The sequence below is a fragment of the Mesorhizobium sp. HAY1-8B genome, assembly GCF_056868045.1.
In genome coordinates, this window is sequence record NZ_CP200321.1 from 1,278,840 (window position 1) to 1,305,007 (window position 26,168).

Genomic DNA, 26,168 nt, shown 5'->3' on the forward strand with positions numbered 1-26,168 from the left:
GAGGGCCTCACCATTTGACGCTGATTCCCAGATTGCCCTCGAGGATGCGCCGCTTGTCGCCGCCGAGATTGGTGGTGTAGTCGCCAGTGGCGAAGATGCTGACTTTGTCCGTCACCTTGGCCACTACGCCCCCGCCGAACTCGAACGAGGTCGACCTGCCCTCGGTCGTAATGTCGGTGGTGTCGAAGCTGACACGGTCGGTGCCGCCGAAATCGTGCCAGATGTTAGCCTTGAGATAAGGCTGCAGCGCCATGCCGTTGATGACGGTCTCGCCCTGCAGCCGCGCACCCAGCCGGCCGCTGGCGCTATCGTCGGTGCCGAAGGAAACCGATGAGAAGCGGTCGTTGGTATCGTCGAGCGACATATGCTGCCAGACCAGTTGCGCCTGCGGTTCGAGCGTCCAGCCCTGCGCCAGCGCAATGGGATAGCCACCTTCAAGTGAAGCGGTGACGCCTGTTCCGCCGACATCGATGCCGATGTCGCGCGACGATGTCGCGTCGCCGCCGAAGAAGGTGGCCATGAGGACACCATCGAGGTACCAGCCGCCCTGGCCGATGCGGGTCCAGTAGCCGCCGACGCTGGTGCCGCTGACGTCGAGGCTGCCGACGGACAGGTCGTTCCACCCCAGCGCCTGGCCGCGCACATCGCCCTTCATGCTGGCATAGGCGATGAACAGGCCGGCGCGATCGATTCCGCCCGAGGCGGTGTCGCGGCCGAACACGTCGAAGCCCGCCTGCAGGCCGAACAGGGTGCCGTCGAAGGATGGCGACACCGTCCCGGACCAGCCCATCTCAGCGTCCTGGCCATAGATGCGGCCCCAGACCGGCGACAACTCCGTATCCGACAACAGGCTTTGCTCGCCGCGCCGTTCGTGGAAGGTGCCGAGCGTGGTCATCGCCAGGTGCTCGGCCACAGGCGGCAAGGCCGAATAGACCGGCACCTCGATGCGGTAGAGCACGATTTCCTGACCGGCCGCCGGTACCGGCAGGTCGGGCACGGCAGTCGGCACCACCGGTGGCGGCGGTGGCGGATCCGCCGGAGGCGCCGGTGGCGGTGGCGGCGGTGGTTCGGGTTGCGGGTCGCTGGTTTGCACCGGCGGCGTCGGGTCGACCGGCGGATTGTCGATGTCGCCCTCGCTCGGCGGCGGCGTCGGCGGCAGTTCGGAGGGCGGCGGAGGCGGTGGCTCGGCCGCCGGGGGCACCGGTTCCACCGGTGGCGAGGGCTCGAGCGTCGGTGGCGCCGCAGCCGGCGACGTCGGTGTTATCAGCGTCGAGCGCAGATACCAGTTCTCGTCGCTGCCGGCGCTGACGCCGCCCTTGAAAAGATAGTATTCGAAGGCGCCGGCGGCGACCGGCCCATCGAGCGCGAAGGTCGAGGCGCCCGAGGTGGCGCCGTTGATGGCCTGGACGACCATGATGCCGTCCTGCTTGGTCGCCGCGCCCGCGCCGCCGACATTGACCACGGAAATGCCGGTCGAGCCTGAAGCTGTGCCGCCCGACAGGACCAGCCTGTCGGACGCGGAAGAATCGTCGCCGAGTTCGGTCTGGACAAGCAGCACGCCGCCAGCGCCGACATAATTGCCCGAAATCGTCAGCCGGTCGGTCGCTCCAGTGGTGCCGTTGGTCAGGTCGATGCGCCCGGCATTGGTGACCTGCGCCAGCTGGCCCGCCGTGAAGGCCTGGATCGTCGAGTTGAAGCCGCCGCCATAGAGCGTGCTCGATGCATCGACGCTGAGCGAGCCGGTGCCGGTGCCGCTGTCGCCGAGCACGAGATTGCCGTCGAGCGCCAGCTGCGTGTCGTTGGTGGCGTCGATGCTCTCCCAGTTCTGGACCCGGGCGATCCCGTCCAGTTTGACGTTGTCGAAGGTCAGCGCGTCGGTGCCAAGGCCGCCATTTATGGCATCCGTGCCGCCGAGATTGGCGTTGGTGAGGTTGCTCAGGCTGGCGGTATCGTTGTCGGCGCCGAGATCGACCGCGCCATAGATGATGCCGCCACCATTCCAGACGAAATTGTCGGAGCCGAAGCTCATCAGCACATCGCCACCGACCGTGCCGCCTGATATCGTCACACTGTCATTGCCGCCGCTGACGCTGATGTTGCCGCCGATCGTGCCGCCCGAGAGGATGATGGTGTCCTGGTCGAAGCCGGTGACGAGGTTGCGGTCGATGGTGCCGCCGGACATGTTGAAATAGTTCTTGTCGAGCTTCATGTTGACGCGGCCGATGCGGCCGCCGGTCATCACCGCGCGATCCCCATCATCGAAGAAATCGACGATGCGCCCTCCCGTCATGGTGAAGGTGTCGAGCCCGTCGCCCTGGTTGAGCGACCCGATCTGGCCACCGCTCATGTTGAAGTCGTCGATGCCGGCGCCCTGCTGGACGTTACCTGTGACGGTGCCGCCGCCGATGGTGAAGAAATCCGTGCCGTCGCCTTGATCGACCGTGCCGGTGATGGTGCCGGACTGCATGTTGATGCGATCCGTGCCGGGGCCGAATGTGACGTTGCCGCTCACCTGGCCGGTGCCGCCGGCGGGAAAGGTGAGCGTGTTGTCGCCGCTGGTGTCGGTGAGGCTGCCGCCTGAATCGCCGCTGTCGCAGGTGAAGGTGGTATTTCCCGCCGATGGAATCAGCACGCAGGCCGCGAAAGTCGCGGAACCGGGCAGCAATACAAACGCTGTAGTTGCAAGTAAGCTAATAAACCATGGTCGAATTTGCGCCGGCCTTCGCCGCGACAAAGAAATCAGCCTATCATCGCGCTCCGAACGGCTGTTCGGAAGCTGTATTTCAAAATGCCGCATCGCGTCCCCTCTCAGATCGCGATTACAAGCCCTTTGCCGCGCCGCAATGAAGCCACAATCCGTTCAATTTTACAAAGCCTAATCTGCTCGCCATGGTTGATGAATTGCGAAATCTACTGGAATCAGTGTGCACGGCGCATGGTTGGCGCGTCCGTGACCCATGCTTTAAGATCGCGTTGGACCGAGGAGCATCGTGCCCGCAACACGCCGGTCAGGGGATTTTGCATGGCGATCAAGGATCCATTCGACCTGGCACTTTCGGGTGCGACGCAAGCGGGATTCGTGCCCTACAGCGAAGCGGTGGGCCAATTGCAGTGCTTCATCGGCGATCCGGTGGCTTCCGTCGATCGCGCCATCGCGCAGGACCCCGGTTTTGTCATGGCGCATGTCTTCAAGGGCTATCTCTTCGGGCTTGCCACCGAACGTGAGGCGACGTCCGTGGCCAGGGCCTGCCACGAGGCGGCGTTGCCGCTTGCCGCGACAACGCGCGAAAAGGCCCATGTCTCAGCCCTCGGTCATCTCGCCAACGGGCGCTGGCATGACGCCGCCAGGATCCTTGAGGATATCACCATCGACACCCCACTCGACGCCGTTGCGCTGCAGGTCGGGCACCAGATCGACTTTTTCACCGGCAATGCCCGCATGCTGCGCGACCGCATCGCGCGCGCCTTGCCATCCTGGCAGAGCGGCATGCCAGGTTACCATGCCATGCTTGGCATGCAGGCCTTCGGGCTGGAGGAGATGGGTGACTATATCAGGGCCGAGAAACTCGGCCGCATGGCGGTCGAGATCGAGCCGCGCGACGGCTGGGCGCAACACGCCGTCGCCCATGTGATGGAAATGCAAAGCCGGCAAAGAGACGGCATTGCCTGGATGCGCGCCAACCCCGAAGCGTGGACGAAGGAAAGCTTCCTGCAGGTGCACAATTGGTGGCATCTGGCGCTGTTTCACTACGATCTCGGCGAGACCGACCAGGCGCTGGCGCTCTATGACGGACCGATCTACGGCACGCCGTCGGCGATGGCGCTGAACATGGTCGATGCGTCGGCACTCCTGTGGCGATTGCATCTCGGCGGCATCGATATCGGCGATCGCTGGGCAGCGCTGGCCGCCAATTGGCCGGGGGCCGGCGCCGGCGACTATGCCTTCAACGACGCCCATGCGATGATGGCGTTTGTGGGCGCCGGGCTGGATGCCCCGGCCCGGACCTTGCTAGAGGCACAGCGCGAGGCCATGCGTGGCGGCGACGACAACGCCGCCTTTACCCGGGATGTCGGCTATCCCCTGACGCTGGCGATCAAGGCGTTCGGCGAACGCAACTACGCCGAGGCGATACGCCTGATCCGGCCGATCCGCGCGATCGCCCACCGGTTCGGGGGAAGCCATGCGCAGCGCGACGTCATCGACCTGACGCTGATCGAAGCCGCGCTGCGAGCTGGGGACGGCGTGCTCGCCAGGGCGCTCGCGGCCGAGCGGTCGATGGCGCGGCCGGACAGCCCGCTATCGGTCCTGTTTTCACGACGCGCCGCCGATTTGTCAGAGAATTGACCCGGAGCGGATCTTGCCTTAAAAACTGGCTCGGCCAGATTTTTTCGAGATCCGAAAAAAATAATGGCGTGGGAGGAAAACATGTATCTCGGCCTCGACCTGGGCACGTCGGGCGTCAAGGCGCTGCTGATCGATGCCGGACAGAATGTCGTCGGCTCCGGCCATGGCGCGCTTGACGTTTCGCGGCCGCATCCCGGCTGGTCCGAACAGGATCCGTCGCACTGGATACGCGCCTGCGAAGACGCGATCGCCGAATTGAAGGCTTCCTATCCCAAGCAGTTCGCGGCGGTGAAAGGCATCGGCCTGTCGGGCCAGATGCATGGCGCCACCTTACTCGATGCGGCCGATCACGTGCTGCGTCCCTGCATCCTGTGGAACGACACGCGCAGCCATGTCGAGGCGGCGGCACTCGACGCCGATCCGCGCTTCCGCGCGCTCACCGGCAACATCGTCTTTCCTGGCTTCACCGCGCCCAAGCTCGCCTGGGTGAAGAACAACGAGCCTGCGGTCTTCGCCAAGGTTGCCAAGGTGCTGCTGCCGAAGGATTTCCTGCGACTTTGGCTCTCCGGCGAGCACATTTCGGAGATGTCGGATTCGGCCGGCACGTCCTGGCTCGATGTCGGCAAGCGCCGCTGGTCGCCTGAACTGCTCGCCGCCACCGCCCTTGACGAGAAGCAGATGCCGTCCCTGGTCGAGGGCACTGAGAAGGCTGGCGGGTTGCGTGCCGAACTCGCGTCGAAATGGGGCGTCGAGGCCGGCATCCCGGTTGCCGGCGGCGCCGGCGACAATGCGGCTTCCGCCTGCGGCATGGGCACGGTCGGCGCCGGCCATGCCTTTGTCTCGCTCGGCACGTCGGGCGTGCTGTTTGCCGCCAACGCGTCCTATCTGCCCAACCCGGCAAGCGCGGTCCACACCTTCTGCCACGCGCTGCCCAACACCTGGCATCAGATGGGCGTCATCCTGTCGGCGACCGATTCGCTCAACTGGCTGTCCGAGATCACGGGCAAGGGCGCTGGCGAACTGACCGCCGAACTGGGGGACACACTGATGGCGCCGAGCGGCGTGTCCTTCCTGCCCTATCTTTCCGGCGAGCGTACGCCGCATAATGATTCCGCCATTCGCGGTTCCTTCACCGGCCTGGCGCACGAATCGAGCCGCGCGGCGCTGACGCAGGCGGTTCTGGAGGGCGTCGCCTTCGCCTTCCGCGACAGCCTCGAGGCCCTGAAGAAAGCCGGCACCACACTGACGCGCGTCACCGCGATCGGCGGCGGCTCGCGCTCGCGCTACTGGCTGAAATCGATCGCCACCGCGCTGCAAGTGCCGGTGGATATTCCAGCCGACGGCGATTTCGGCGCCGCCTTTGGCGCCGCCAGGCTTGGCCTGATCGCGGCGACCGGCGCCGATCCGCTGGCCGTCTGCTCCGCGCCCAGGACGGATGCCACGATCGAACCGGATGCCGGGCTCGGCGGCGCCTATGCGGACGCCTATCACCGCTACCGGGCGCTGTATCCGGCTATCAGGGGCGCCACGGCGTGAGCGGTTTCTCGCACACGCCGCGGCTCGGCAACTCACTGCGCCGGCACCTTGTCGAGGAACCCGGTGACGCTCTTCAGGCGGCCGTTCTCGATGACACCGATGTCGGTGCCTTCGATGATGGAAGGTGTGCCTTCCGGGCCGAGATTCCAGGAGAAGCGGATTTTGTCGGCGAACCCGTCCGGCGTGCCCTTCAGCGAGAACCGGAAGCCGGCAAAGCGCTGGTGCACGCCGTCGATCAGCGCCGCGACGCCATCATGGCCGTCGCCCTGCATCAGCGGGTCGCGATAGCTGACGTCTTCGGTGAAGGTCGCCTTGAGCAATTCGGCGCGGCGGCTGGCATCGCTTTCGTTCCAGGCGGTGATGTAGCCCTCGGCGATTGCGTTGAGGTCGGTCATGGTCCGTCTCCTTTGTTTGTTGACATCAGCCTTTTCGACCGGTGCAGGACCGAAACCAATTACGCCTGAGGTAATCAGGGCGAACTATTCGAGAGAGGACAGAAATCATGAGCAGCGGATTTTTCGGCGACATCCAGAAGATCAAATATGAGGGGCCGGATTCGACCAATCCGCTGGCCTACCGGTTCTATAACCCAGACGAGGTCGTGGCCGGCAAGCGGTTGGAAGACCATCTGCGCTTCGCTGTCGCCTACTGGCATTCCTTCGCCTGGCCGGGCGGCGATCCGTTCGGTGGCCAGACTTTCGACCGTCCCTGGTTCCCCAAGGCCGGCGGCGTCGACACGATGGAACTGGCGAAACTCAAGGCCGATGTCGCCTTCGAGATGTTCTCGCTGCTCGGCGCACCCTATTTCTGCTTCCACGACGCCGATGTCCGGCCCGAGGGCAAGGATTTTTCTGAGAGTGCCGCCCGCCTCGATGAGATCGCGGACTACTTTGCCGGCAAGATGAAGCAGACCGGTGTCAAGCTCCTGTGGGGCACGGCGAACCTGTTCTCCAACCGCCGCTTCATGTCGGGTGCCGCCACCAATCCGGATCCGGATGTCTTCGCCTATGCGGCGGCGACGGTTAAAAGCTGCATCGACGTCACCAAGCGCCTGAAGGGCGAGAACTACGTGCTGTGGGGCGGGCGCGAAGGCTATGAGACGCTGCTAAACACCGACCTCGCCCGCGAGCAGGAACAGGCCGGGCGCTTCCTCAGCCTCGTCGTCGACTACAAGCACAAGATCGGCTTCAAGGGCACCATCCTGATCGAGCCGAAGCCGCAGGAGCCGACCAAGCACCAGTACGATTACGACGTCGCCACCGTCTACGGCTTCCTCAAGCGCTTCGGCCTGGAGAAGGAGGTCAAGCTCAACATCGAGCAGGGCCATGCCATCCTGGCCGGCCATTCCTTCGAGCACGAGCTGGCGCTGGCCAATGCGCTCGGTGTTTTCGGCTCCATCGACATGAACCGCAACGACTACCAGTCGGGCTGGGACACCGATCAGTTCCCCAACAACGTGCCGGAGATGGCGCTGGCCTATTATCAGGTCCTGCAGGCCGGCGGCTTCAAGACCGGCGGCACCAATTTCGACGCCAAGCTGCGCCGGCAGTCGCTCGATCCGCAGGATCTGCTGATCGGTCACATCGGCGGCATGGATTCCTGCGCGCGCGGCCTCAAGGCAGCGGCCCGCATGGTCGAGGACAAGGCGTTATCCGCGCCGCTGGCAGAGCGCTACGCGGGCTGGAACACCGCCGAGGCCAAGGCGATGCTGTCGGGCAAGCGCACGCTGGAGGAGATCGCCGAACGCGTGGTGAAGAAGAAGATCGAGCCGCAGCCGCGCTCCGGCCGTCAGGAGCTGTTGGAGAACATTGTCAACCGTTACGTCTGACGCCTGACTTCTGGACCGATATCTGCCCGATGTGGCTGAAAGCCGCCGTGATCGCCTTTTGCTAGTCCGCTCCCCAGAAGGGAGATGACAATGGCAAACGGGCGGATCACGGTACGCAAGGCGCGGCTAAGCGATCTTGTGGCTCTCAAAAAGGTGCTGCGGGAGACGTTCGAGGGCACCTGGCTGCCGCACATCTCCCAGGCATCGGCACAGCGCTATGTCGAGACCGATCTTGGCGGGCACTACGTCGAGGAGAGCTGGCCGGAATTCACCATTGCCGAGATCGATGGCGAGATTGCCGGCCTGATCCATTGGCGCGGCGATTTCATCGAGGCTTTGCATGTCAGGGCCAGCCATCAGGGCCAGGGGGTCGGTGGCAGGCTGCTGGCGCACGCCGAACAGGCTATCCGCGCTGCCGGATTCCGCCAGGCGCGGCTCGAGACCGATACGTTCAATGAGCGCGCCCAGAGTGTCTACAAGGCGGTCGGCTATGTCGAGAAAGATCGCTACCCCGACGATGAATGGGACAGCGGTTTCACCACCGTGCTGTTCGAGAAGCGGCTAGGCTGAACGTCACCTGATTCGGATTTTGGCGTGCGGAACGGCTTTGCGCCAAAGCGCTCATTCGGCGACATGGTTTTGCCCCTGGCCGCCCCTCAATGACCTCGCTCTTGCCTTCAAACTGCCGTCACGTATCTCGTATAAGAGTGACGTTGTGGCGGGTGAAAAGGAAGGAGGCGAACCGATATGCAGCACGAACGCGAAATCGACGCCCTGCTCTCATCCGGTGAGACCGGATCGATCATCGACCGGCTGATGGCGCTGCCGCGGCCGACCGACGACGTGAAAAACGAATGGGATCGCGCCGTCAGCAGCCGTTTTGAAGTCCGTCTTGTGAGGCAGATGCGCTCGCAGATCGACGCTGGCACCGATCGTCGGAACGCGGCTTAACCCCGACGAAGTCTGACCGGGGCTTCGCCAAATGCTCTTGAAAACGCTCTGGAAAATGCCGCGGCGGAGGAGAATCCCGTCCGCCCGGCAATATCCGCCATCGCCACCCTGGTGTCGACCACCAGCCGGCGCGCCGCGCCCAGGCGCAGCCTCAGATAATAGGCGCCAGGCGTCTCGCCGATCGACTTGCGAAAGATGCTTTCCAGGGTCCGCGCCGTCACGCCGGCGCGCTTTGCTATGGCTTCTATGGTGAGCGGCTGGTCGACATGCGCTTCCATCAGCCGGATGGCCTGCGCCAGGCGTGGATCGTAGCCGTCGAGCCGGCCAAGCGAGACCAGCGGCTGCGCGTCGGTAGCCACCCGCGCCTGATCGTAGATGAACGCGCTTGCCACATCCAGCGCCACGGCCATGCCGAGACGGGTGCGGATCAGGTGCAGCATCAGGTCCAGCGTCGGCGAGGCGCCGCCGGTGGTGAAGACCGGCCCATCGATGATGTATCGATCAGGGCGCACGTCGACGCCTGGAAAGGCCGACGAAAAATCCTCCATGTCCTCCCAATGGGTGGTGGCGCTGCGCCCCTCCAGCAGGCCGGCGCGCGCCACCAGCCATGTGCCCGCCTCGACGCCGCCACAGGCGCGAGCCGAGCGCGCCGCGCGGCGCAGGCCGGCGAGCAAGGCCGACGTGGCATAGTTCTGCGTGCCGAAGCCCGCGACCACGACCAGGACATCGGTTGGCTCCGTCGCATCGAACCGGCCGCTGACCGCCACGGGCAGGCCGCATGTTGTGACCGGTGCCTCCCCGGTCACCGAAACCAGCTTGAAGTCGAACAGGGTTTCGCCGGCAATACGGTTGGCGGCACGCAGCGGATCGACGGCGCATGCCACGCACATGATGGACGCCCCGGAGAACACCAGCAGCGTTACCCTGAGCGGCGACTGCTCGGCACGAAAGATTGTCGCTTTTTCGTTTTTTATCATGTCATCTTCGTAAAGCGCAAAGCAGTCCCCTGCAAGTCGCGCAATGTTATGCCTCTGTTCGAATTGGGAGGAGAATTCCATGCCGCTCGCGATGAACCGTGAGGTCTTCATTACCTGTGCCGTGACCGGATCCGGCGGCTCGCAGGATCGCAGCCCGCATGTGCCGCGCTCGCCCAAGCAGATCGCCGATTCGGCCATTGACGCGGCCAAGGCCGGTGCCGCGATCGTCCACTGCCATGTGCGCGACCCCGAGACCGGCAAGCCCCGGCGCGACGTCCACCTCTATCGCGAAGTGACCGAGCGCATCCGCGCGGCAGACGTCGACGTCATCCTGAACCTCACCGCCGGCATGGGCGGCGACATGGTGTTCGGCTCGCCAGAAGCACCGCTGCCGCTCAACGAAAAAGGCACCGACATGGGCGGCGCCACCAACCGCATGGAACATGTGCGCCAGTGCCTGCCGGAAATCTGCACGCTCGACTGCGGCACCATGAACTTCGCCGAAGCGGACTATGTGATGACCAACACGCCCGGCATGCTGCGCGCCATGGGCGGCATGATGACGGCGCTCGGCGTCAAGCCCGAGATCGAGGCTTTCGACACTGGCCATCTCTGGTTCGCCAAGCAGCTGGTCGAGGAAAAGGTGCTCAACCCCGACGCGCTGGTGCAGCTCTGCATGGGCGTGCCGTGGGGGGCGCCGGACGATCTCAACACCTTCATGGCCATGGTCAACAACGTGCCGTCGACCTGGAACTGGTCGGCCTTTTCCATCGGCCGCAACCAGATGGCCTATGCCGCGGCCGCGGTGCTCGCCGGCGGCAATGTCCGCGTCGGGCTGGAAGACAACCTCTGGCTGGACAAGGGCGTACTGGCCACCAATGCGCAGCTGGTCGAGCGTGCCGCCAGCATCGTCACCAATCTCGGCGCTCGGATCCTGGGGCCGGAGGAAGTGCGCAAGAAGCTCAACCTGACCAAGCGGGCGCCGATCGCGGCATAGTTTGGAGGGCGTCCAGAATGACAACCGTCAAATTCACCGCGATGAAGGATGGCGACAAGGACGACTACGAGTTCCTGACCGCCCATGAAATCGACTATGCCGCCAAGACCGGCGATCGGCTGCTCGATGCGCTGGTGCAGCTCGATGAGGGCCTGTCGGGCTACAAGATCACCCGGCTTGGCCATTCGCTGCAGGCGGCGACGCGCGCCTGGCGCGACGGCGCCGACACTGACTGGATCGCCTGCGCGCTGCTGCACGATATCGGCGACATCTATGCCCCTTACAACCACGACGAATATGCCGCTTCGATCCTGAAACCCTTCGTGCGCGAGCAATGCACCTGGGTGGTGGAGAAGCACGGCGATTTCCAGCGGCTCTATTACGCCCACCATCTCGGCGGCAACCGCCATGCGCGCGACCGCTTCGCCGGCCATGCCTATTTCGACGACTGCGACCAGTTCTGCGAACGCTGGGACCAGTCGAGTTTTGATCCCGAATACGAGACGCTGCCGATCGACTTCTTTCGGCCCTTCGTGCTCGAAGTCTTCGCCCGCAAGGCCTACGACCCCGCGGTGATCCGCGCCGGCGAGCGCGTGCCTCTCATCGATCCCGAAACAGCCAGGACAAGAACCGGAGCTTCCGCATGAGCATCATCAACAAGGCTGCCGCCATTGGCGGTGGTGTCATCGGCGCCGGCTGGGTGGCGCGGCTGCTGCTCAACGGCATCGACGTGTCGATCTTTGATCCGGACCCGGAAGCCTCGCGCAAGGTATCGGAAGTGATGAAGGGCGCGCGCCGCGCCTACAAGCAGATGGTGCCCGGCGGCTTGCCGAAAGAGGGCAAGCTGACCTTCGCCAAGACCATAGCCGAGGCGGTGGCCGATGCCGACTTCATCCAGGAAAGCGTGCCGGAACGGCTTGACCTCAAGCACAAGGTGCTGGCCGAGATCGACGCCCATGCGCCGGCCAACGCCATTGTCGGCTCTTCGACCTCCGGCATCAAGCCGACCGACATGCAGGTGGCGATGAAGAAGCACCCGGAGCGGCTGGTCGTCGGCCATCCGTTCAATCCGGTCTACCTCCTGCCGTTGGTCGAAATCGTCGGCGGCGATCAGACCTTCCCCGAGGCCATCGAGGTCGCCAAGGAGATCTATGCCTCGATCGGTATGAAGCCGGTCGTCATCCGCAAGGAGATCGAAGCCTTCGTCGGCGATCGCCTGCTCGAAGCGGCCTGGCGCGAGGCGCTGTGGCTGATCAAGGACGGCATCTGCACGGTCGAGGAACTCGACGACATCATGCGCTACGGCTTCGGCCTGCGCTGGGCGCAGATGGGCATGTTCCAGGTCTATCGCGTTGCAGGCGGCGAGGCCGGCATGCGCCACTTCATGGCGCAGTTCGGGCCGTGCCTGAAATGGCCGTGGACCAAGCTCATGGACGTGCCCGAATTCAATGATGAGCTGGTCGACCTGATCGCCACCCAGTCGGACGACCAGGCGCACGGTCTGTCGATCCGCGAACTGGAAAAGATCCGCGACGACAATCTGGTCGCGATCATGGATGCGCTGTCGAAGCAGAACAAGGGCAAGGGCTGGGGCGCGGGCGCCTTGCACAAGGATTATACCAAGCAGTTGGCCAAGCTGGCGGCGAAGAAGCCGGCGGCCTCAAAGGCTGCAGAAAAGGCCAAGGCCTCCAAGCCGGTGAAGAAGGCGGAAAAGCCGAAGAAAAAGAAGAAAGGCTGAGACCATGGATTTCGGGCTGTCGGAGGAACAGAAGCTCATTGTCGAGACGACGCGTGCCTTCGTCGAGAACGAGCTTTACCCGCATGAGCGCGAGGTAGAGCGCACCGGCGTGCTGCGCCGCGACCTGATCGAGGAGATAAAGGCCAAGGCGATCGAGGCCGGCCTCTACGCCGCCAACATGCCGGCGGACGTTGGCGGTGCGGGCCTCGATACGGTGACCTGGCTGCTCTACGAAAAGGAACTCGGCCGCGCCAATTACGCGCTGCATTGGACTTGCGTTGCGCGTCCCTCCAACATCTTGCTCGCCGGCACGCCGGAGCAGCGCGAAAAATATCTGTTCCCGTGCATTCGCGGGGAGAAGTGGGATTGCCTGGCGATGACCGAGCCGGGCGCCGGCTCGGACCTGCGCGGCATGAAGGCGACCGCGGTGCAGGATGGCGACGACTGGGTGCTGAACGGCACCAAGCACTTTATCTCCCACGCCGATCTCGCGGATTTCGCGATTTGCTTCATGGCCTCGGGAGAGGAAGAAACCGCGCGTGGCAAACGCAAGAAGATCACCGCCTTCTTCGTCGACAAGGGCACCAAGGGATTCACGGTGCGCGACGGCTACCGCAATGTCTCGCATCGCGGCTACACCAACGCCATCCTCGAATTCGACGATTGCCGGCTGCCGGCAAGCCAGGTGCTCGGCGAAGTGCACAAGGGTTTCGAGGTCGCCAATTCCTGGCTGGGCGCCACCCGCCTGCAGGTTGGCGCCACCTGTCTCGGCCGAGCCGAGCGGGCGCTCGGCCACGCCATCGAGTATTCCGCGCAGCGCCAGCAGTTCGGCCAGCAGATCGGCAAGTTCCAGGGTGTGTCGTTCAAGCTTGCCGACATGGCCACGGAACTGAAAGCCGCCGACCTGATGGTGTTCGAAGCCGGCTGGAAATACGATCAGGGCACGGTCACCGACCAGGACATGGCCATGGCCAAGCTGAAGGCCACCGAAATGCTGGCCTACGTCGCCGACGAAGCGATCCAGATCCATGGGGGCATGGGGCTGATGGACGACCTGCCGCTGGAGCGCATCTGGCGCGACGCCCGCGTCGAGCGCATCTGGGAAGGCACGTCGGAGATTCAGCGACATATTATTTCGCGGGCGCTGCTGCGTCCGTTCGGAGCTTAGAGCATGATCGCCCAAGCCGGGATACGGTCCTGTCGGGCAAACGAGATCGTTTGTCCCGAGATCGCGCTCAAACGAAAAGATGACCATGCATAAACTCGAACGTCTCCTGCGCCCGAAATCCATCGCCGTCTTCGGCGGCGTGCAGGCCGCCGCCGTCGTCGCGCAATCGATCAAGATGGGCTTTGCCGGCGAAATCTGGCCGGTGCATCCGACCAAGGACGAGGTTGCCGGCCGCAAGGCCTATCGGTCCGTCGCGGATCTGCCCGGCGCGCCGGATGCCGCCTTTGTCGGCGTCAACCGCCATCGGACCATCGAGGTCGTCAAGGCGCTGGCCGAGCGCGGCGCCGGTGGCGCCGTCTGCTTTGCCGCCGGCTTCCTCGAGACCGAGGCCTATGACGATGACGGCGAACGGCTGCAGGCCGAGTTGGTCGCGGCCGCCGGCCAGATGCCGATCATCGGCCCGAACTGCTACGGCCTGATCAACTATGCCGACGGCGCGCTTCTGTGGCCCGACCAGCATGGCGGCATCAGGCTGGAGGAAGGCGGCAAGGGCGTAGCCATCATCACCCAGTCCTCCAACATCGCCATCAACATGACGATGCAGAAGCGTGGCTTGCCGATCGCCTTCCTGATGACCGCCGGCAACCAGGCGCAGACCGGCCTGTCCGAAATGGCGCTCGGCCTGATCGAGGATGAGCGTGTGACATCGCTGGGGCTGCACATCGAGGCTTTTGACTCCGTAGCCGGCTTCGAACGCTTGGCCGCCAGGGCGCGCGAGCTAAAAAAGCCGATCATCGCCATGAAGGTTGGCCGCTCCGAACAGGCGCGGCAGGCGACCGTCTCGCACACCGCCTCGCTCGCCGGCTCGGATGCGGCCTCGGGCGCCTTTCTGAGGCGGCTTGGAATTGCCCGCGTCGATTCCATCCCGGCCTTCATCGAGGCGCTGAAGCTGCTGCACATCACCGGTCCGCTGCCGGGGTACAAACTATCGTCGATGAGCTGTTCCGGCGGCGAAGCCTCCGTCATGGCCGACAGCGCCGAAGGGCGCTGGGTCAACTTCCCGGTTCTGACGGAACAGCACCGCGCCCATGTCAAATCAACGCTTGGGCCGCTGGTCGCGGTCGCCAACCCGTTGGACTATCACACCTTCATCTGGAACAACGAGCCGGCGATGACCGCCACCTTCACCGCCATGGTGTCGGGCGGCTTCGACCTCAACATGCTGGTGCTCGATTTCCCGCGTCCGGATCGCTGCTCGGTCACCGACTGGTGGGCGACGCTGCGCGCCTTCGAATCGGCTCTGAAGACGAACAAGGCGCATGGCGCCATCGTCTCCTCGCTGCCGGAGAACCTGCCCGAGGAATACACCGCCGAACTGATGGCGCGCGGCATGGTGCCGTTGTTCGGCATTTCCGAGGCCATGGATGCCGCTGGCGCGGCGGCCTTCATCGGCTGGGCGTGGGCTGAACCGCAGGCGCAGCCGGTCGACACGTCAGCTGCCGGTGCCGCCGGCGGCGAGCATGTCACGCCTGACGAGGCCGAAGCCAAGGCGCGGCTCATCAAGGCCGGCCTTCCCGTGCCGAAGGGCGAGCGTGCCGGCAATGCGGTCGAGGCAGTGATTTCCTCGATGGCGCTCGGCTTTCCCGTCGCCCTGAAGGCGCTGGGCGTCACCCACAAATCCGAGGTCGGCGCCGTCAAGCTCAACCTCAAGGACGCGGAATCCGTCAGCACGGCGGCGCATGATCTGCTGCCGCTCGGCACCGGCCTCTATGTCGAACGCATGGTGCGCGACGGCGTTGCCGAACTGATTGTCGGCTTCACCCGCGATCCGATGTTCGGCGCGGTCATGACGCTCGGCACCGGCGGCGTTCTGGTCGAATTGCTGCGTGACAGCGTCACCTTGATGCTCCCGGCGACCCGCGACGACATCGAGGCGGCATTGCGCGGCCTGAAGCTGTTCCCGCTGCTCGAAGGCTATCGCGGCCGGCCGAAGGCCGACGTCGCGGCCGCCATCGACGCCATCGCGGGCATTGCCGGCTTCGTGCAGAAGAATGCCGGCGAGATCGAGGAACTCGACATCAACCCGCTGATCGTCTGCGTCGAAGGCAAGGGCGCCTGGATCGCCGACGCGCTGCTGGTGCTGGGAGAAAACAAGAATGTCTGACGTCATTTCGACCCGCCGCGAAGGCTCGATCCTCGAGGTCACCCTGGACCGGCCCAAGGCCAATGCCATCGACCTGAAGACGTCGCGGCTGATGGGCGAAACCTTCAAGGCGTTCCGCGACGATCCGGAACTGCGCGTCGCCATCGTCAAGACCGCTGGCGACAAGTTCTTCTGCGCCGGCTGGGACCTGAAAGCCGCCGCCGGCGGCGATGCGGTCGACGGCGACTACGGTGTCGGGGGCTTTGCCGGGCTGCAGGAACTGCGCGACCTGAACAAGCCGGTCATCGCTTGCGTCAACGGCATGGCGGTGGGCGGCGGCTTCGAACTGGCGCTGTCCTGCGACCTCATCTACGCCTCCGACCACTCTTCCTTCGCGCTGCCGGAAATCCGCGCCGGTACGCTGGCCGATGCGGCGACGATCAAGCTGCCCAAGCGCATCCCCTATCATGTCGCCATGGATCTCCTGCTCACCGGCCGCTGGATGGATGTCGCCGAGGCGCATCGCTGGGGCCTGGTCAACGAGGTGCTGCCCAAGGAAAAGCTCGAGGACCGCGTCTGGGAGATCGCCCGCCTGCTGGCCAGTGGTCCGCCGCTGGTGTTCGCGGCGATCAAGGAGACGGCACGGGTGGCCGAAGCGCTGACCTTCCAGGACGCCATGAACAAGGTGACGCGCCGCCAGTTGGCGACGGTTGATGTCCTCTACGGCTCCGAAGACAATATGGAAGGTTTCCGCGCCTTCGCCGAAAAGCGCGATCCGGTGTGGAAGGGGAAGTGAGCCACCTTACCCTCCCCTTGATGGGAGGGTCGGACCGAAGGTCCGGGGTTGGGTGAAGCGCCGTCACCCCCACCCGCCGCACCGCGGCGACCTCCTCCATCAAGGGGGAGGTAAAGGAGTTCCATGACCGACTACACAAAACTCATTGACGCCGAGACCTGGGCTTTCATCGAGCGGACCAATTCCTATTATCCGCCCGATACGATCGACTACACGATCGCACAGCAGCGCGAAATCTATGACCGCATGTGCCGAGAATTCTTTGCCGGCTATCCTGAGGGCGTAGCTGTCGAAACCTCAGCCATTGCAACGCCCACGCACGGCATTCCGATCCGCATCTACCGAAGCGCCCCGCAACCGGCGGCGACAGTGCTCTACATCCATGGTGGCGGCTTCATCCTTGGCGGGTTGGACAGTCATGACGATGTCTGCGCCGAGCTCTGCGCCCGCACCGGCCATGAGGTTGTCTCGGTCGATTACCGGCTGGCGCCGGAGCATCTGCATCCGGCGGCCTTCGACGACGCGATGAGCGCCTTCGCATGGGTTGCATCCACCCGCGATAGACCCATCCTGCTCTGTGGCGACAGTGCGGGCGGCAATCTCTGCGCCGCCGTTGCGCACGCCACACGCGGCCGCGCGAAACGGCCCGTGGGCCAGGTGCTGATCTATCCCGGCCTTGGCGGCGACCGCTCGAAGGGTTCCTATGTCACGCATGCCGAAGCGCCGATGCTGACCATGCGCGATCTCGAATTCTACAAGCATATCCGCACCGGTGGCGCGCACCGGGCCGGCGACATAACACTCTCGCCGCTGGCCGACACCGACTTCGCCAACCTGCCGCCGACGGTGCTGATCACCGCCGAGTGCGACCCGCTGTCTTCAGACGGCGAGACTTATCGCGACCGGATCGTCGCGGCGGGCGGGCAGGCCACCTGGTTCGAGGAACCGGGGCTGGTGCATGGCTACCTCAGGGCTCGGCACACGGTCGGTCGCGCCCGCGAAAGTTTCACGCGGATCGTCGACGCGATCGCCGCGCTCGGACGGGGCGCCTGACGCTGGTGGGGTGGCTTTCGTCACGAACTGCCAGGACATATGCGGCGTATATAATTCAGGCCAAAACCCCCTCTCGAATTCCTATGCCGCCAGCGATTATGTAGTTGCGGGCCGCTGCCTGACTGAGGCCCGATCAACAAACTGGCTTCAGACGACCATGAAATCACCTTCAGCCTGGCTGACCTCCGGGACCAGCCAAAGGGTGCCGACGGAGTATTTCGTCCTGGCAAACCTCAGGGAGAAGGGAGCAATCATCGGGCGGCTCGCGGATCATCCTATCGCCGATATCGTCGTCGATGCGAGTGGACTGCAATACCGTTTTGTCGGCGTTGCACCTCGCGACCGCAGCGGGCGCTTCGATGTCGAAGCGCTCCGCACCGGGGAATGGATCGTCCAGCCGGGGCTGGTTTATGCCGTTGACAGCAAGGCGCCTTCGTCAAGGCCGCCACGGCACGGGCAGGCCGGCACCGGTCTTGATTGCACGGCGCCGGCGATGCTCCCGTTCAGGACCAGCATGGCTTCGCGTATCGCGGTCTCGGTTTCAGGACGAACCGGAGTCAGCGGCAAACGGACATCGGGGCTCATGCCCAGCGCCAGGCTCATTGCATATTTGACCGGCACCGGATTGCTCTCTAGCTCCAATGCCGCGATCAGCGGTCGCAAGCGATGATGGATGGCCCGGGCGGTGTGGTGGTCGCCTTGCCTGCACGCATCGTGCATCTCGACGCACAGTCGCGGCGCGACATTGGAGATCACCGAGATCGTTCCGCGCCCGCCCATCGTGTTGAAGCCGAACGATGTCGCGTCATGGCCGGACAGAAAGATGAAGCGGCGCCTGAGCACGGCAGGAAGCGAGGATAGCCGGCTCACATCGCCGGTGGCGTCCTTGATGCCGACGATGGTCGGGATCTGCGCCAGGCGCTCGATCGTGTCCTCGGACAGGTCAACGCCGGTTCGCGCCGGCACATTGTAGACGACGATCGGTATCCTGACCTTTCTGGCGACCGCCTCGAAATGGCGAAAAATCCCTTCCTGGCTCGGCCTGTTGTAGTAGGGCGTCACGATGAGGGCGGCATCGGCGCCAAAGGCTTCGGCGGCTGTCGAAAAGGCGATCGTCGTCTCGGTGCTGTTCGTTCCAGTGCCGGCGATGACCGGGATCCGGCCGCCGGCGACCTTTACGCAGAGCGCGAGGATATCGAGGCGCTCCTCCCATGACAGGGTCGGGGCCTCACCTGTGGTGCCGCATGGGACCAGCCCGTTGATCCCTTGTTCGATCTGCCAGCGCAACAGCGCGGTCAGTTGCTTCAGATCGACCTCGCCGTCGGTGAACGGCGTTACCAGCGCGGTCATCGCTCCGGTCAGGCGCATTCGGGCTTGTTCGGGTGTCATGGGATTCTCCTGGATGAATTTTTGGATACACCGTCTTTTCGAGGTGCGAGGAAAGCAGGGCCGACAGCAGCGCGGCAGCCAGATCGGTGTGGTCCGCTTCTGCCCTGCCGGCCTTGGTCAGTGGCCCTGCGGATGTGATTTCAATGGAGCAAAACCAGCGCTCGCCGATCTTGCTGATGGCCGATACCGAACGCTCCGGCTCCGACGACGCGACCAGCAGGAGGACGGCTTCTAGGATGGCGCCGGCCTCCATCAGACCGGCGAATCGCCGGCCTTGCCGGGACGATCTGTCGAGCGACAGGGCGCGTGCCGCCTCCCAAAGCTGGTGTTCGAGCAGCCGGCCGACATGCGGCAGGCGATCGAGCAATCCGGCGAGATCGGCGCTGTTGGGGCCAGCAATGGTGTTGGAATTGTCCATGGCCAGATCGTTCCGATCAGCTCGGAACGGGCGCGGCTCAGTTGAACAGGGAAAGCCGCACACTCGCCGGTGCGAAGCGTATCGCGCCGGCCCGATGGCCGCTTTCCATGGTGGCGAAACGGACAGCGGAATTCTTGTCGGCAAAAACGCCGCCGGTCTGGCCTTCTTCGTCACGCGCGATCCAGTGGCCTTCGCCATCGCGCCCGACGATGAAGCGGTGAAGGGCGTTTCCGTCGGGGGGAATAGGGGAGCTTTGCATGGTCATCTCCTGCCTTTCAGGAAGGCTGGGCAGCGATCGCGGCGGCGGCCAGCAAGGCGCCGACGACCAGGAGCCACCATGTCGGTGTGAACGGCGCGATCAGGCTGACCGGCCGGCGATTGGTGTTCGCCACACGCCTGATCTGTTCGACCTGCGACGCCGGCATAGGGCGATGGGTGGGCAGATACAGCCCGTCTGAGAGGAACATCGAAGACTTCCTTCTTTCTGGTACCGCCGCCACGAGGTGGCGGCTGCCTGCAGCGGCTCAGCACCGGCTGCACTCGGAAAGATAAAAGCATCGGCATTTGTATTCGAGGCGGGCGAAATCTGAAAAATATAAAAAAGTCATATGTTTATCGCCCGGGCATATGGAGGCGCAGGCGATGGATCAGGCAGCGGTAGCGTCGTTTCAGGCCACCGAACGTGCCGCTGCCCGGCCGGCGCTGCGGCCTGAAAAGATGCAGCCGCCGAGGAATGTGCCTTCCAGCGCCGCATAGCCATGCACGCCGCCGCCGCCGAAACCGGCGGCTTCGCCGACGGCATAGAGCCCGGCGACCGGCTGGCCATCGGCACCCAGCACGCGGCTGTCGAGATCGGTCTGCAGGCCGCCCAGCGTCTTGCGGGTCAGGATGTTGAGGCGCACCGCGATCAGCGGGCCATTCGCCGGGTCGAGCATCTTGTGCGGCTTGGCCGTGCGGATGAGCTTGTCGCCGAGATAGGCGCGGGTGCCGCGCAGTGCGGTGATCTGCATGTCCTTGGAGAACGGATTGTCGAGTTGCCTGTCGCGGGCGCGGATCTCGCGCTCGACCTGGGCAAGCTCGAGCAGCGGCTCGCCGCCGGCCAGCGCGTTCATGCGCGCGACCAGTTTCGAAAGGTCGGCCTCGACGATGAAGTCTTCGCCCTTCTCCATGAAGGCTTTCACCGGACCCGGAATGCCCGATGTCGCGCGGCCGAGCACCTGACGCCAGCTCTTGCCGGTCAGGTCCGGGTTCTGCTCGGAGCCCGACAGCGCGAACTCCTTCTGGATGATTTTCCTGGTCAGGATGAACCAGGAATAGTCGAAGCCGGTGCTCATGATATGGCTGAGCGTGCCCAGCGTATCGAAACCGGGATAGAGCGGCACCGGCAGGCGTTTTCCCTTGGCATCGAGCCATAACGACGACGGGCCGGGAAGGATGCGGATCGCATGCTCGGTCCAGATCGGCGCCCAGTTCCTGATGCCCTCGACATAGTGCCACATGCGGTCGCGGTTGATGATCGAACCGCCGGCCGCCTCGGTGATCGCCAGCATGCGGCCGTCGACATGGTCCGGCACCCCGGTGATCATGCGTTTTGGCGCGGCGCCCAACCGCTTGGGCCAGTTTTCCCGCACCAGCTGATGGTTGCCGCCGATGCCGCCGGAAGCGACGATCACCGCTTGCGCATGTAGCTCGAATTCGCCTGATACCTCGCGCGAGCTCTTGTGGCCGCGCTCGACCGTGCTCGGCTCAAGGATATCGCCGCGCACACCGGTCACGGCGCCGCCCGTCCGCGTCAGTTCATTGACGCGGTGGCGGAACCTGAAGCTGACCAATCCGCGCTTTTGCGCCTCGCGCACGCGCAGCACAAAAGGTTCGAGCACGCCGGGGCCGGTTCCCCAGGTGATGTGGAAGCGCGGCACCGAATTGCCGTGGCCGATGGCGTTGCCGCCGCCGCGCTCGGCCCAGCCGACGACAGGAAAGAACTTCAGGCCGCGCTCGATCAGCCAGGAACGTTTCTCGCCGGCGGCGAAACCGACATAGGCCTCCGCCCATTTGCGCGGCCAGAAATCCTCCGGCCGGTCGAAGGCGGCGGTGCCCATCCAGTCATCGAGCGCCAGATCATGCGAATCGCGGATGCGCATGCGCCGTTGCTCGGGTGAATCGACGAGGAAAAGGCCACCGAACGACCAGAACGCCTGGCCGCCGAGCGACTGCTCCGGCTCCTGGTCGACGATGATGATCTTCTTGCCGGCCTCGGCAAGCTCGGCGGCGGCAACCAGCCCGGCAAGGCCGGCGCCGACAATGATCACGTCCGCCTCGTCAGCCATCTCTCCTCCAAGAATTAGCCGGTTAACGCAATTCCGGGTGCAAGCGGTTTTCCGTCCGGAATTGCGTCAAGCAAGAGTTAGACGGCCTCCCAGCCGTCCTTGCCGCCAGCGCGGAAGATGGCATCGATGACCTTCTGGTTGAGCACGGACTCCTCCAGAGTGAAAACACGTTCCTTGCCGCCCTGTGCCGCCCGCGCGAAAGTTTCGACCTCCAGCCGGTACTGCTGCGTGCCGGGGAAACGAAACACTTGCGCTTCGGTGTGGTTCTGGTTGTGCAATTCGACGCGGTGATGGTCATAGAGCCCGGCATTGAACGGGGAGAAGACCTCGATGAAACCCTTTTCGCCGTGGAACACCATCACCTGGCGCGCCGCCATCTGCGTCGACAGATAGAAGGACAGTTCGAAATCGCCGAAATCGGCGCGGATCGAGGAGTAGATGTCGGTGCCGAATTTCTTGTCGCGCTCGATCGTCGCCTGGACACGGCTAGGCTCCTTGCCGGTCGAAAAGCGCGTCGACACGGTCGGGTAGACGCCGATGTCGGGCAGCGCGCCGCCGCCGAGATCGAGCTGGTTGCGCATATTGTTGGGGTCGACATTGTAGTAGGAGAACGCACCCTGGACATGGCGCAGCCGGCCGATGGCGCCGCTGGCGATGAGATCGCGCACTTTGATCCATTGCGGATGATAGATGACCATGAAGGCTTCGCAGACCAGCACTTTCTTGGCGTCGCGCAGCTTGATCAGGGGGAGAATGTCCTTGGCGTCGAGCGCCAGCGGCTTCTCGACCAGCACATGCTTTCCCGCCTCGATCGCCTTTGCCGTCCATTCGACATGCTGTGAGGTCGGCAGCGGGATGTAGACGCCGTCAATATCCTTGGAAGCCAGCAATTCCTCATAGGAGCCGAAGGCGTGGCGGGCGCCGAAACGGTCTGCCAGCGCCTTGGCCTTCGACAGGTCGCGGCTGGCGATCGCCGACAGCACGCCGTTCTCCGCCTCGACGATTGCCGGCAACAACTGTTCGCGGCCGATCTTGGCCGTCGACAACACACCCCATCGGAACATCACGCGTCTCCATGTCGATTATATCAGACGAGGTTTGCCCGAAATCGATGGAAAAGCCAATGACCGAAGGCTGATCGTAGATCAGCCCCCGCTTCCCCGGGTTAGCTCCGCTTACCCGTCAGTGTCATGTCGAAATCAACGATGTTCGAATAGATCGGCGTGCCGACATCCATGCCGTAGCGCGATCTGAGCACCTTGCCAGTGACATGGAATTTGATCGTGCCGCCCTTCAAGCCGTCGAGCTCGGCGGTAAACTTTTCCGGAAACGTCTTCCCGCGCGCCGTCAACCTGCCGGTGACAAGGGCTGTCGTGTCGCCGGTGCGGGTCACGCTGGTCGAGCGGAACTGGATCTCCGGGCTGTTGGCCGCATCGAACACCGCGTCGGAGCGGAGGAACGCATCGATGCGGCCCTGGCCGGTGCCGACACTTTCGGGAAAAATGGTGAAATCGACCTCGGAGTGCCCGACATCGCTGTTGTCGATGCGGATCGAGCCCTTGAAGCGGGCGAAGGCGCCGTTCAGGCCACCACCGCCAACCTTGCCGATCGAAAAACGGATGCTCGATGTGGCCGGGCTGAACGAGTAACTTCCGGCGGCGTCGCCGAGCGCGACAGCCGCTGAAACAGGCATGGCAAGGCAAGCGGCGACCGCCGCAAATCCGAGGATGCGCGCATACATGGGGATATTCCTTGTTGGAGGCAGCGCATTTTCCTGCGCCCTCAACCCATGAACGACTGAACCTGCCGCTCTATTCCAAGTCGCGATCTGACGAAGGCGTGATCATGCGCGTGAGCACGGTGTCCCTGAGTTGGAAGTGATGACGCAGCGCCGCCGCGATATGCAGCGCAACCAGGGCGATGCCGGCATAGGCTAGGTACCAATGCGCCGCCGCCCAGAAACTTTCCGCCGCATCCGATTCGGCGAGCGGCAGATTAGGCATGACGAAAAGGTTGAACGGCAAGCTGGGGATCTCCAGCGTAGACACCGACACCAGCGCCCAGCCGGACAAAGGCAATGCAAGCTGAAACGCATAGAGCGCGAAATGTGCAAGCGGTGCGGTGCGGCGCTCAAGCGTTCCGACCGAGCGCGGCAGTGCAGGCGCAGCATTGCCGAGCCGCCAGGCGATGCGCAGGATGATGAGGCCAAGCAGCAGAAAGCCCAGCGATTTGTGCAGCTGGATCAGCTCGAAGGCCGTGCGCTGGCTGGCGATGCGCACCATCATGAAGCCGAGGGCGAACTGGCCGATGAAGATGATGCCGATCAGCCAGTGAAGGAGGATCATCGCCCAGCCGTAGCGGGTTGGCGTGTTGGTGATGGCAGATTGCATGATTGGCAAACGCCGCCGATCGACGCTTTCTTCCCGCCGACGTCAGCTGAATGAGTTCAAGCCGAAGCGACTGCCTCTTTCGTTCCCGCCCGCCCGTTACCCACTCACCTTGAAGAAATCCACGAAAGCCCTGAGTGCCGGCCGCATCTGCCGTCGGCTCGGGTAATAGACGAAGAATCCATCGAAGGAGGGACACCAGTCCTCCAGCACTCGGATAAGCCTGCCGTCGGCGAGCGGCGCGCGGACATAGGGCTCGAAGACGAAGGCCAGACCGGCGCCGTCGACCGCCGTCTGCGCGACCAGATGGTCCTCATCGAGGATCAGCGGCCCTTGCGCTGATATCTCGATCTCCTCACCATCCTTCTCGAATTCCCAGCGGTAGAGGATGCCGCTGGAGAAGCGGAAGCGGATGCAGCGATGGTCGGCAAGATCGCGCGGGTGGTGCGGCTTGGGATTCGCTTCGAAATAGGATGGCGCGCCGACCACCGCGCCGCGAAGGTCCGGCCCGATGCGCACCGCGATCATGTCGCGCTGCAGGCTCTCGCCGAGCCGCACGCCGGCATCGAAACCACCTTCCACCACATCGGTGAAGCGGTCCTCGATGACGATCTCCAGCACGATGTCGGGATAGGCTCGGGCAAAGGCCCCAAGGCGCGGCGTCAGCACCAGATGCGCTGCCGTGCGCGGCACGCTGAGCCGCAGGTTCCCGGCCGGCCGGTCGCGCGCCTCGACCGCCGTCTCCAGCGCCAGGTCGATCTCGGAAAGCGCCGGCCGCAATCGCTCCAGCAACTGCGCGCCTTCCTCGGTCGGCGCAACGCTGCGCGTGCTGCGTGCCAGCAGTCGCACGCCAAGCCGCGCCTCCAGGCTGGATACAGCATGGCTGACCGCCGACGGTGCGATGGCCAATTCCCTGGCCGCGCCGCGAAAGCTGCCGCACTGGGCAACGGTTGCCAGCACCGCCAGCTGCGAAAGATGTGCTCGATTCATTGCTCTATTTCTTAGAACGGCCCGTGCGCAGATGAACCAATTATCGAACATAAGGCAAGACGCTATCTCCTAGCCATCACAACAAGGAGACGCGTGATGCAAACCCGCAAGCTAGGAACTGAACTGAACGTCTATCCCGTCGGCCTCGGCTGCATGGGCATGAGCTTCGCCTATGGCGGCCAGCCGGAGGCAGAGGCAATCGCCACGCTGCATCGCGCCGTCGAGATCGGCGTCAACTTCTTCGACACGGCGGAAGTCTATGGCCCTTACGAGAACGAGATCCTGCTCGGCAGGGCGCTGAAGTCGGTGCGGAACAAAGTGACGATCGCCACCAAATTCGGCTTCAAGATTCAGGAGGAAGGCACGGGCCTCGACCGCATGGCCGGCGTCGACAGCCGCCCCGAGCACGTCAAGGCGGTGGCCGAAGCCTCGCTGAAGCGGTTGGGCACCGATGTCATCGACCTCTACTACCAGCACCGGGTCGATCCCAACGTGCCGATCGAGGATACGGTCGGCGCCATGGCCGAACTGGTGCGCGAGGGCAAGGTGCGCGCGCTGGGTCTCTCGGAGGCAAGTGCCGCGACCATCCGCCGGGCGCATGCCGTGCATCCGATCGCCGCTGTGCAGAGCGAATATTCGCTGTGGAGCCGTGATCCGGAAGTGGAGGTGCTTTCCGTGTGCCGCGAACTCGGCATCGGCTTCGTTCCGTACAGCCCGCTCGGCCGTGGCCTTTTGACGGGTGCCATCGCCAGGCCCGAAACGCTTGACGACGGCGACTGGCGCCGCACCCTGCCGCGCTTCCAGGCCGAGGCCATGGAAGCCAATGCCAAGGTTATCGCGGCGCTGGAAAAGCTGGCGACTGAAAAAGGCGTGACCTCGGCGCAGCTGGCGCTGGCCTGGGTGCTGCACCAGGGCGATTTCATCGTGCCGATCCCCGGCGCGCGAAAAATCCGCCATCTCGAGCAGAACACGGCGGCGGCCGGGATTGAACTGAGTGCGGCCGAGGTCGCGGCGATTGGTGACGCGCTTTCGCCCGATAAGGTGATGGGCAAGCGCTATACCGAGGAGTTGCTGGCGCTGGTGAATGGCTAGGCCGTCACCCTCCCCCTTGTGGGGAGGTCGGCT

Annotated in this window: 25 protein-coding genes; 13 read left to right on the forward strand and 12 right to left on the reverse strand. The window is 64.2% G+C overall.

All coding sequences use genetic code 11. The features are described from left to right. Positions 1-7: 7 nt before the first annotated feature. Entirely contained in the window at positions 8-2,797 is a 2,790-nt protein-coding gene (locus AC1VON_RS06410) for an autotransporter family protein (protein ID WP_483121018.1), read from the reverse strand. Positions 2,798-3,022: 225 nt separating this feature from the next. On the opposite strand from AC1VON_RS06410, the gene AC1VON_RS06415 reads away from it, so the two are divergent. Together AC1VON_RS06415 and xylB are read left to right on the forward strand one after the other, a co-directional pair. Then, positions 3,023-4,345 carry a tetratricopeptide repeat protein gene (locus AC1VON_RS06415; RefSeq protein WP_483121020.1) on the forward strand — a complete coding sequence of 441 codons (1,323 nt, stop codon included), beginning with the start codon at positions 3,023-3,025 and terminating at the stop codon, positions 4,343-4,345. 81 nt (positions 4,346-4,426) lie between these two features. Beyond that, positions 4,427-5,881 (forward strand): xylulokinase, encoded by a 1,455-nt coding sequence (xylB, locus tag AC1VON_RS06420; protein WP_483126279.1) that lies wholly within the window; start codon positions 4,427-4,429, stop codon positions 5,879-5,881. A 32-nt stretch (positions 5,882-5,913) separates the two neighbouring features. Here the strand turns inward: xylB and AC1VON_RS06425 are convergent, their stop codons facing one another. Continuing rightward, positions 5,914-6,276, reverse strand: a complete 363-nt coding sequence (locus AC1VON_RS06425) for a nuclear transport factor 2 family protein (protein WP_483121022.1) — start codon at positions 6,274-6,276, stop codon at positions 5,914-5,916. A gap of 107 nt (positions 6,277-6,383) precedes the next feature. On the opposite strand from AC1VON_RS06425, the gene xylA reads away from it, so the two are divergent. The 3 genes from xylA to AC1VON_RS06440 all read left to right on the forward strand — a co-directional run bounded on the left by xylA (position 6,384) and on the right by AC1VON_RS06440 (position 8,660). Further along, entirely contained in the window at positions 6,384-7,709 is a 1,326-nt protein-coding gene (xylA, locus tag AC1VON_RS06430; protein ID WP_483121024.1) for a xylose isomerase, read from the forward strand. A gap of 90 nt (positions 7,710-7,799) precedes the next feature. Further along, a complete protein-coding gene (locus tag AC1VON_RS06435) occupies positions 7,800-8,279 on the forward strand; it encodes a GNAT family N-acetyltransferase (RefSeq protein ID WP_172347396.1) in 480 nt (159 codons plus the stop codon). Positions 8,280-8,456: 177 nt separating this feature from the next. Beyond that, positions 8,457-8,660, forward strand: a complete 204-nt coding sequence (locus AC1VON_RS06440; protein ID WP_172347395.1) for a hypothetical protein — start codon at positions 8,457-8,459, stop codon at positions 8,658-8,660. Here AC1VON_RS06440 and AC1VON_RS06445 read toward each other — a convergent pair. Beyond that, positions 8,657-9,637: a GlxA family transcriptional regulator gene (locus tag AC1VON_RS06445; protein ID WP_172347394.1), complete on the reverse strand. Its 981-nt coding sequence runs from the start codon at positions 9,635-9,637 to the stop codon at positions 8,657-8,659. The genes AC1VON_RS06440 and AC1VON_RS06445 overlap by 4 nt on opposite strands. A 79-nt stretch (positions 9,638-9,716) precedes the next feature. Here AC1VON_RS06445 and bcoG point away from each other — a divergent pair, with 79 nt between their 5' ends. The 7 genes from bcoG (at position 9,717) to AC1VON_RS06480 (ending at position 17,532) form a co-directional block, all read left to right on the forward strand. Further along, a complete protein-coding gene (gene bcoG / locus AC1VON_RS06450; RefSeq protein WP_056570308.1) occupies positions 9,717-10,634 on the forward strand; it encodes a 3-dehydrocarnitine:acetyl-CoA trimethylamine transferase BcoG in 918 nt (305 codons plus the stop codon). Positions 10,635-10,651: 17 nt separating this feature from the next. Beyond that, on the forward strand, positions 10,652-11,281 hold the full coding sequence (locus tag AC1VON_RS06455) for an HD domain-containing protein (RefSeq protein WP_483121027.1): 630 nt from the start codon (positions 10,652-10,654) through the stop codon (positions 11,279-11,281). After that, positions 11,278-12,372, forward strand: a complete 1,095-nt coding sequence (locus tag AC1VON_RS06460) for a carnitine 3-dehydrogenase (protein ID WP_140770327.1) — start codon at positions 11,278-11,280, stop codon at positions 12,370-12,372. The genes AC1VON_RS06455 and AC1VON_RS06460 overlap by 4 nt, the downstream gene beginning before the upstream one ends. Before the next feature lie 4 nt (positions 12,373-12,376). After that, on the forward strand, positions 12,377-13,540 hold the full coding sequence (locus AC1VON_RS06465; protein WP_483121030.1) for an acyl-CoA dehydrogenase family protein: 1,164 nt from the start codon (positions 12,377-12,379) through the stop codon (positions 13,538-13,540). Positions 13,541-13,625: 85 nt separating this feature from the next. Continuing rightward, the gene (locus tag AC1VON_RS06470; protein WP_483121032.1) at positions 13,626-15,704 is read left to right on the forward strand and encodes an acetate--CoA ligase family protein; all 2,079 of its coding nucleotides are present in this window, start codon (positions 13,626-13,628) and stop codon (positions 15,702-15,704) included. Continuing rightward, positions 15,697-16,479 (forward strand): carnitinyl-CoA dehydratase, encoded by a 783-nt coding sequence (locus AC1VON_RS06475; RefSeq protein WP_172347390.1) that lies wholly within the window; start codon positions 15,697-15,699, stop codon positions 16,477-16,479. The genes AC1VON_RS06470 and AC1VON_RS06475 overlap by 8 nt, the downstream gene beginning before the upstream one ends. A 123-nt stretch (positions 16,480-16,602) precedes the next feature. Beyond that, entirely contained in the window at positions 16,603-17,532 is a 930-nt protein-coding gene (locus AC1VON_RS06480; RefSeq protein WP_483121033.1) for an alpha/beta hydrolase, read from the forward strand. A gap of 408 nt (positions 17,533-17,940) precedes the next feature. Here AC1VON_RS06480 and dapA read toward each other — a convergent pair whose 3' ends face one another. The 9 genes from dapA to AC1VON_RS06525 form a co-directional block, all read right to left on the reverse strand. Further along, the gene (dapA, locus tag AC1VON_RS06485; RefSeq protein ID WP_483126280.1) at positions 17,941-18,873 is read right to left on the reverse strand and encodes a 4-hydroxy-tetrahydrodipicolinate synthase; all 933 of its coding nucleotides are present in this window, start codon (positions 18,871-18,873) and stop codon (positions 17,941-17,943) included. After that, positions 18,761-19,339 (reverse strand): hypothetical protein, encoded by a 579-nt coding sequence (locus AC1VON_RS06490; RefSeq protein ID WP_483121034.1) that lies wholly within the window; start codon positions 19,337-19,339, stop codon positions 18,761-18,763. The genes dapA and AC1VON_RS06490 overlap by 113 nt, the downstream gene beginning before the upstream one ends. Before the next feature lie 37 nt (positions 19,340-19,376). After that, positions 19,377-19,598, reverse strand: coding sequence for a hypothetical protein (locus tag AC1VON_RS06495; RefSeq protein WP_244494015.1), 222 nt, complete (start codon positions 19,596-19,598; stop codon positions 19,377-19,379). Between the two features lie 16 nt (positions 19,599-19,614). Next, complete coding sequence (locus tag AC1VON_RS06500; RefSeq protein WP_483121036.1) at positions 19,615-19,806, reverse strand: hypothetical protein; 192 nt, start codon at positions 19,804-19,806, stop codon at positions 19,615-19,617. Positions 19,807-20,007: 201 nt separating this feature from the next. Beyond that, positions 20,008-21,666: an FAD-binding dehydrogenase gene (locus AC1VON_RS06505; RefSeq protein ID WP_483121038.1), complete on the reverse strand. Its 1,659-nt coding sequence runs from the start codon at positions 21,664-21,666 to the stop codon at positions 20,008-20,010. Positions 21,667-21,743: 77 nt separating this feature from the next. After that, complete coding sequence (locus AC1VON_RS06510) at positions 21,744-22,730, reverse strand: Gfo/Idh/MocA family protein (protein WP_172347384.1); 987 nt, start codon at positions 22,728-22,730, stop codon at positions 21,744-21,746. 101 nt (positions 22,731-22,831) lie between these two features. Continuing rightward, positions 22,832-23,407, reverse strand: a complete 576-nt coding sequence (locus AC1VON_RS06515) for a YceI family protein (protein WP_172347383.1) — start codon at positions 23,405-23,407, stop codon at positions 22,832-22,834. A gap of 70 nt (positions 23,408-23,477) precedes the next feature. Beyond that, positions 23,478-24,056, reverse strand: coding sequence for a cytochrome b (locus AC1VON_RS06520; RefSeq protein ID WP_172352782.1), 579 nt, complete (start codon positions 24,054-24,056; stop codon positions 23,478-23,480). Between the two features lie 96 nt (positions 24,057-24,152). Beyond that, positions 24,153-25,043: a LysR family transcriptional regulator gene (locus tag AC1VON_RS06525; RefSeq protein WP_483121041.1), complete on the reverse strand. Its 891-nt coding sequence runs from the start codon at positions 25,041-25,043 to the stop codon at positions 24,153-24,155. A 96-nt stretch (positions 25,044-25,139) separates the two neighbouring features. Here AC1VON_RS06525 and AC1VON_RS06530 point away from each other — a divergent pair, with 96 nt between their 5' ends. Further along, positions 25,140-26,135, forward strand: coding sequence for an aldo/keto reductase (locus tag AC1VON_RS06530; protein WP_483121043.1), 996 nt, complete (start codon positions 25,140-25,142; stop codon positions 26,133-26,135). The last annotated feature ends 33 nt before the right edge of the window (positions 26,136-26,168 follow it).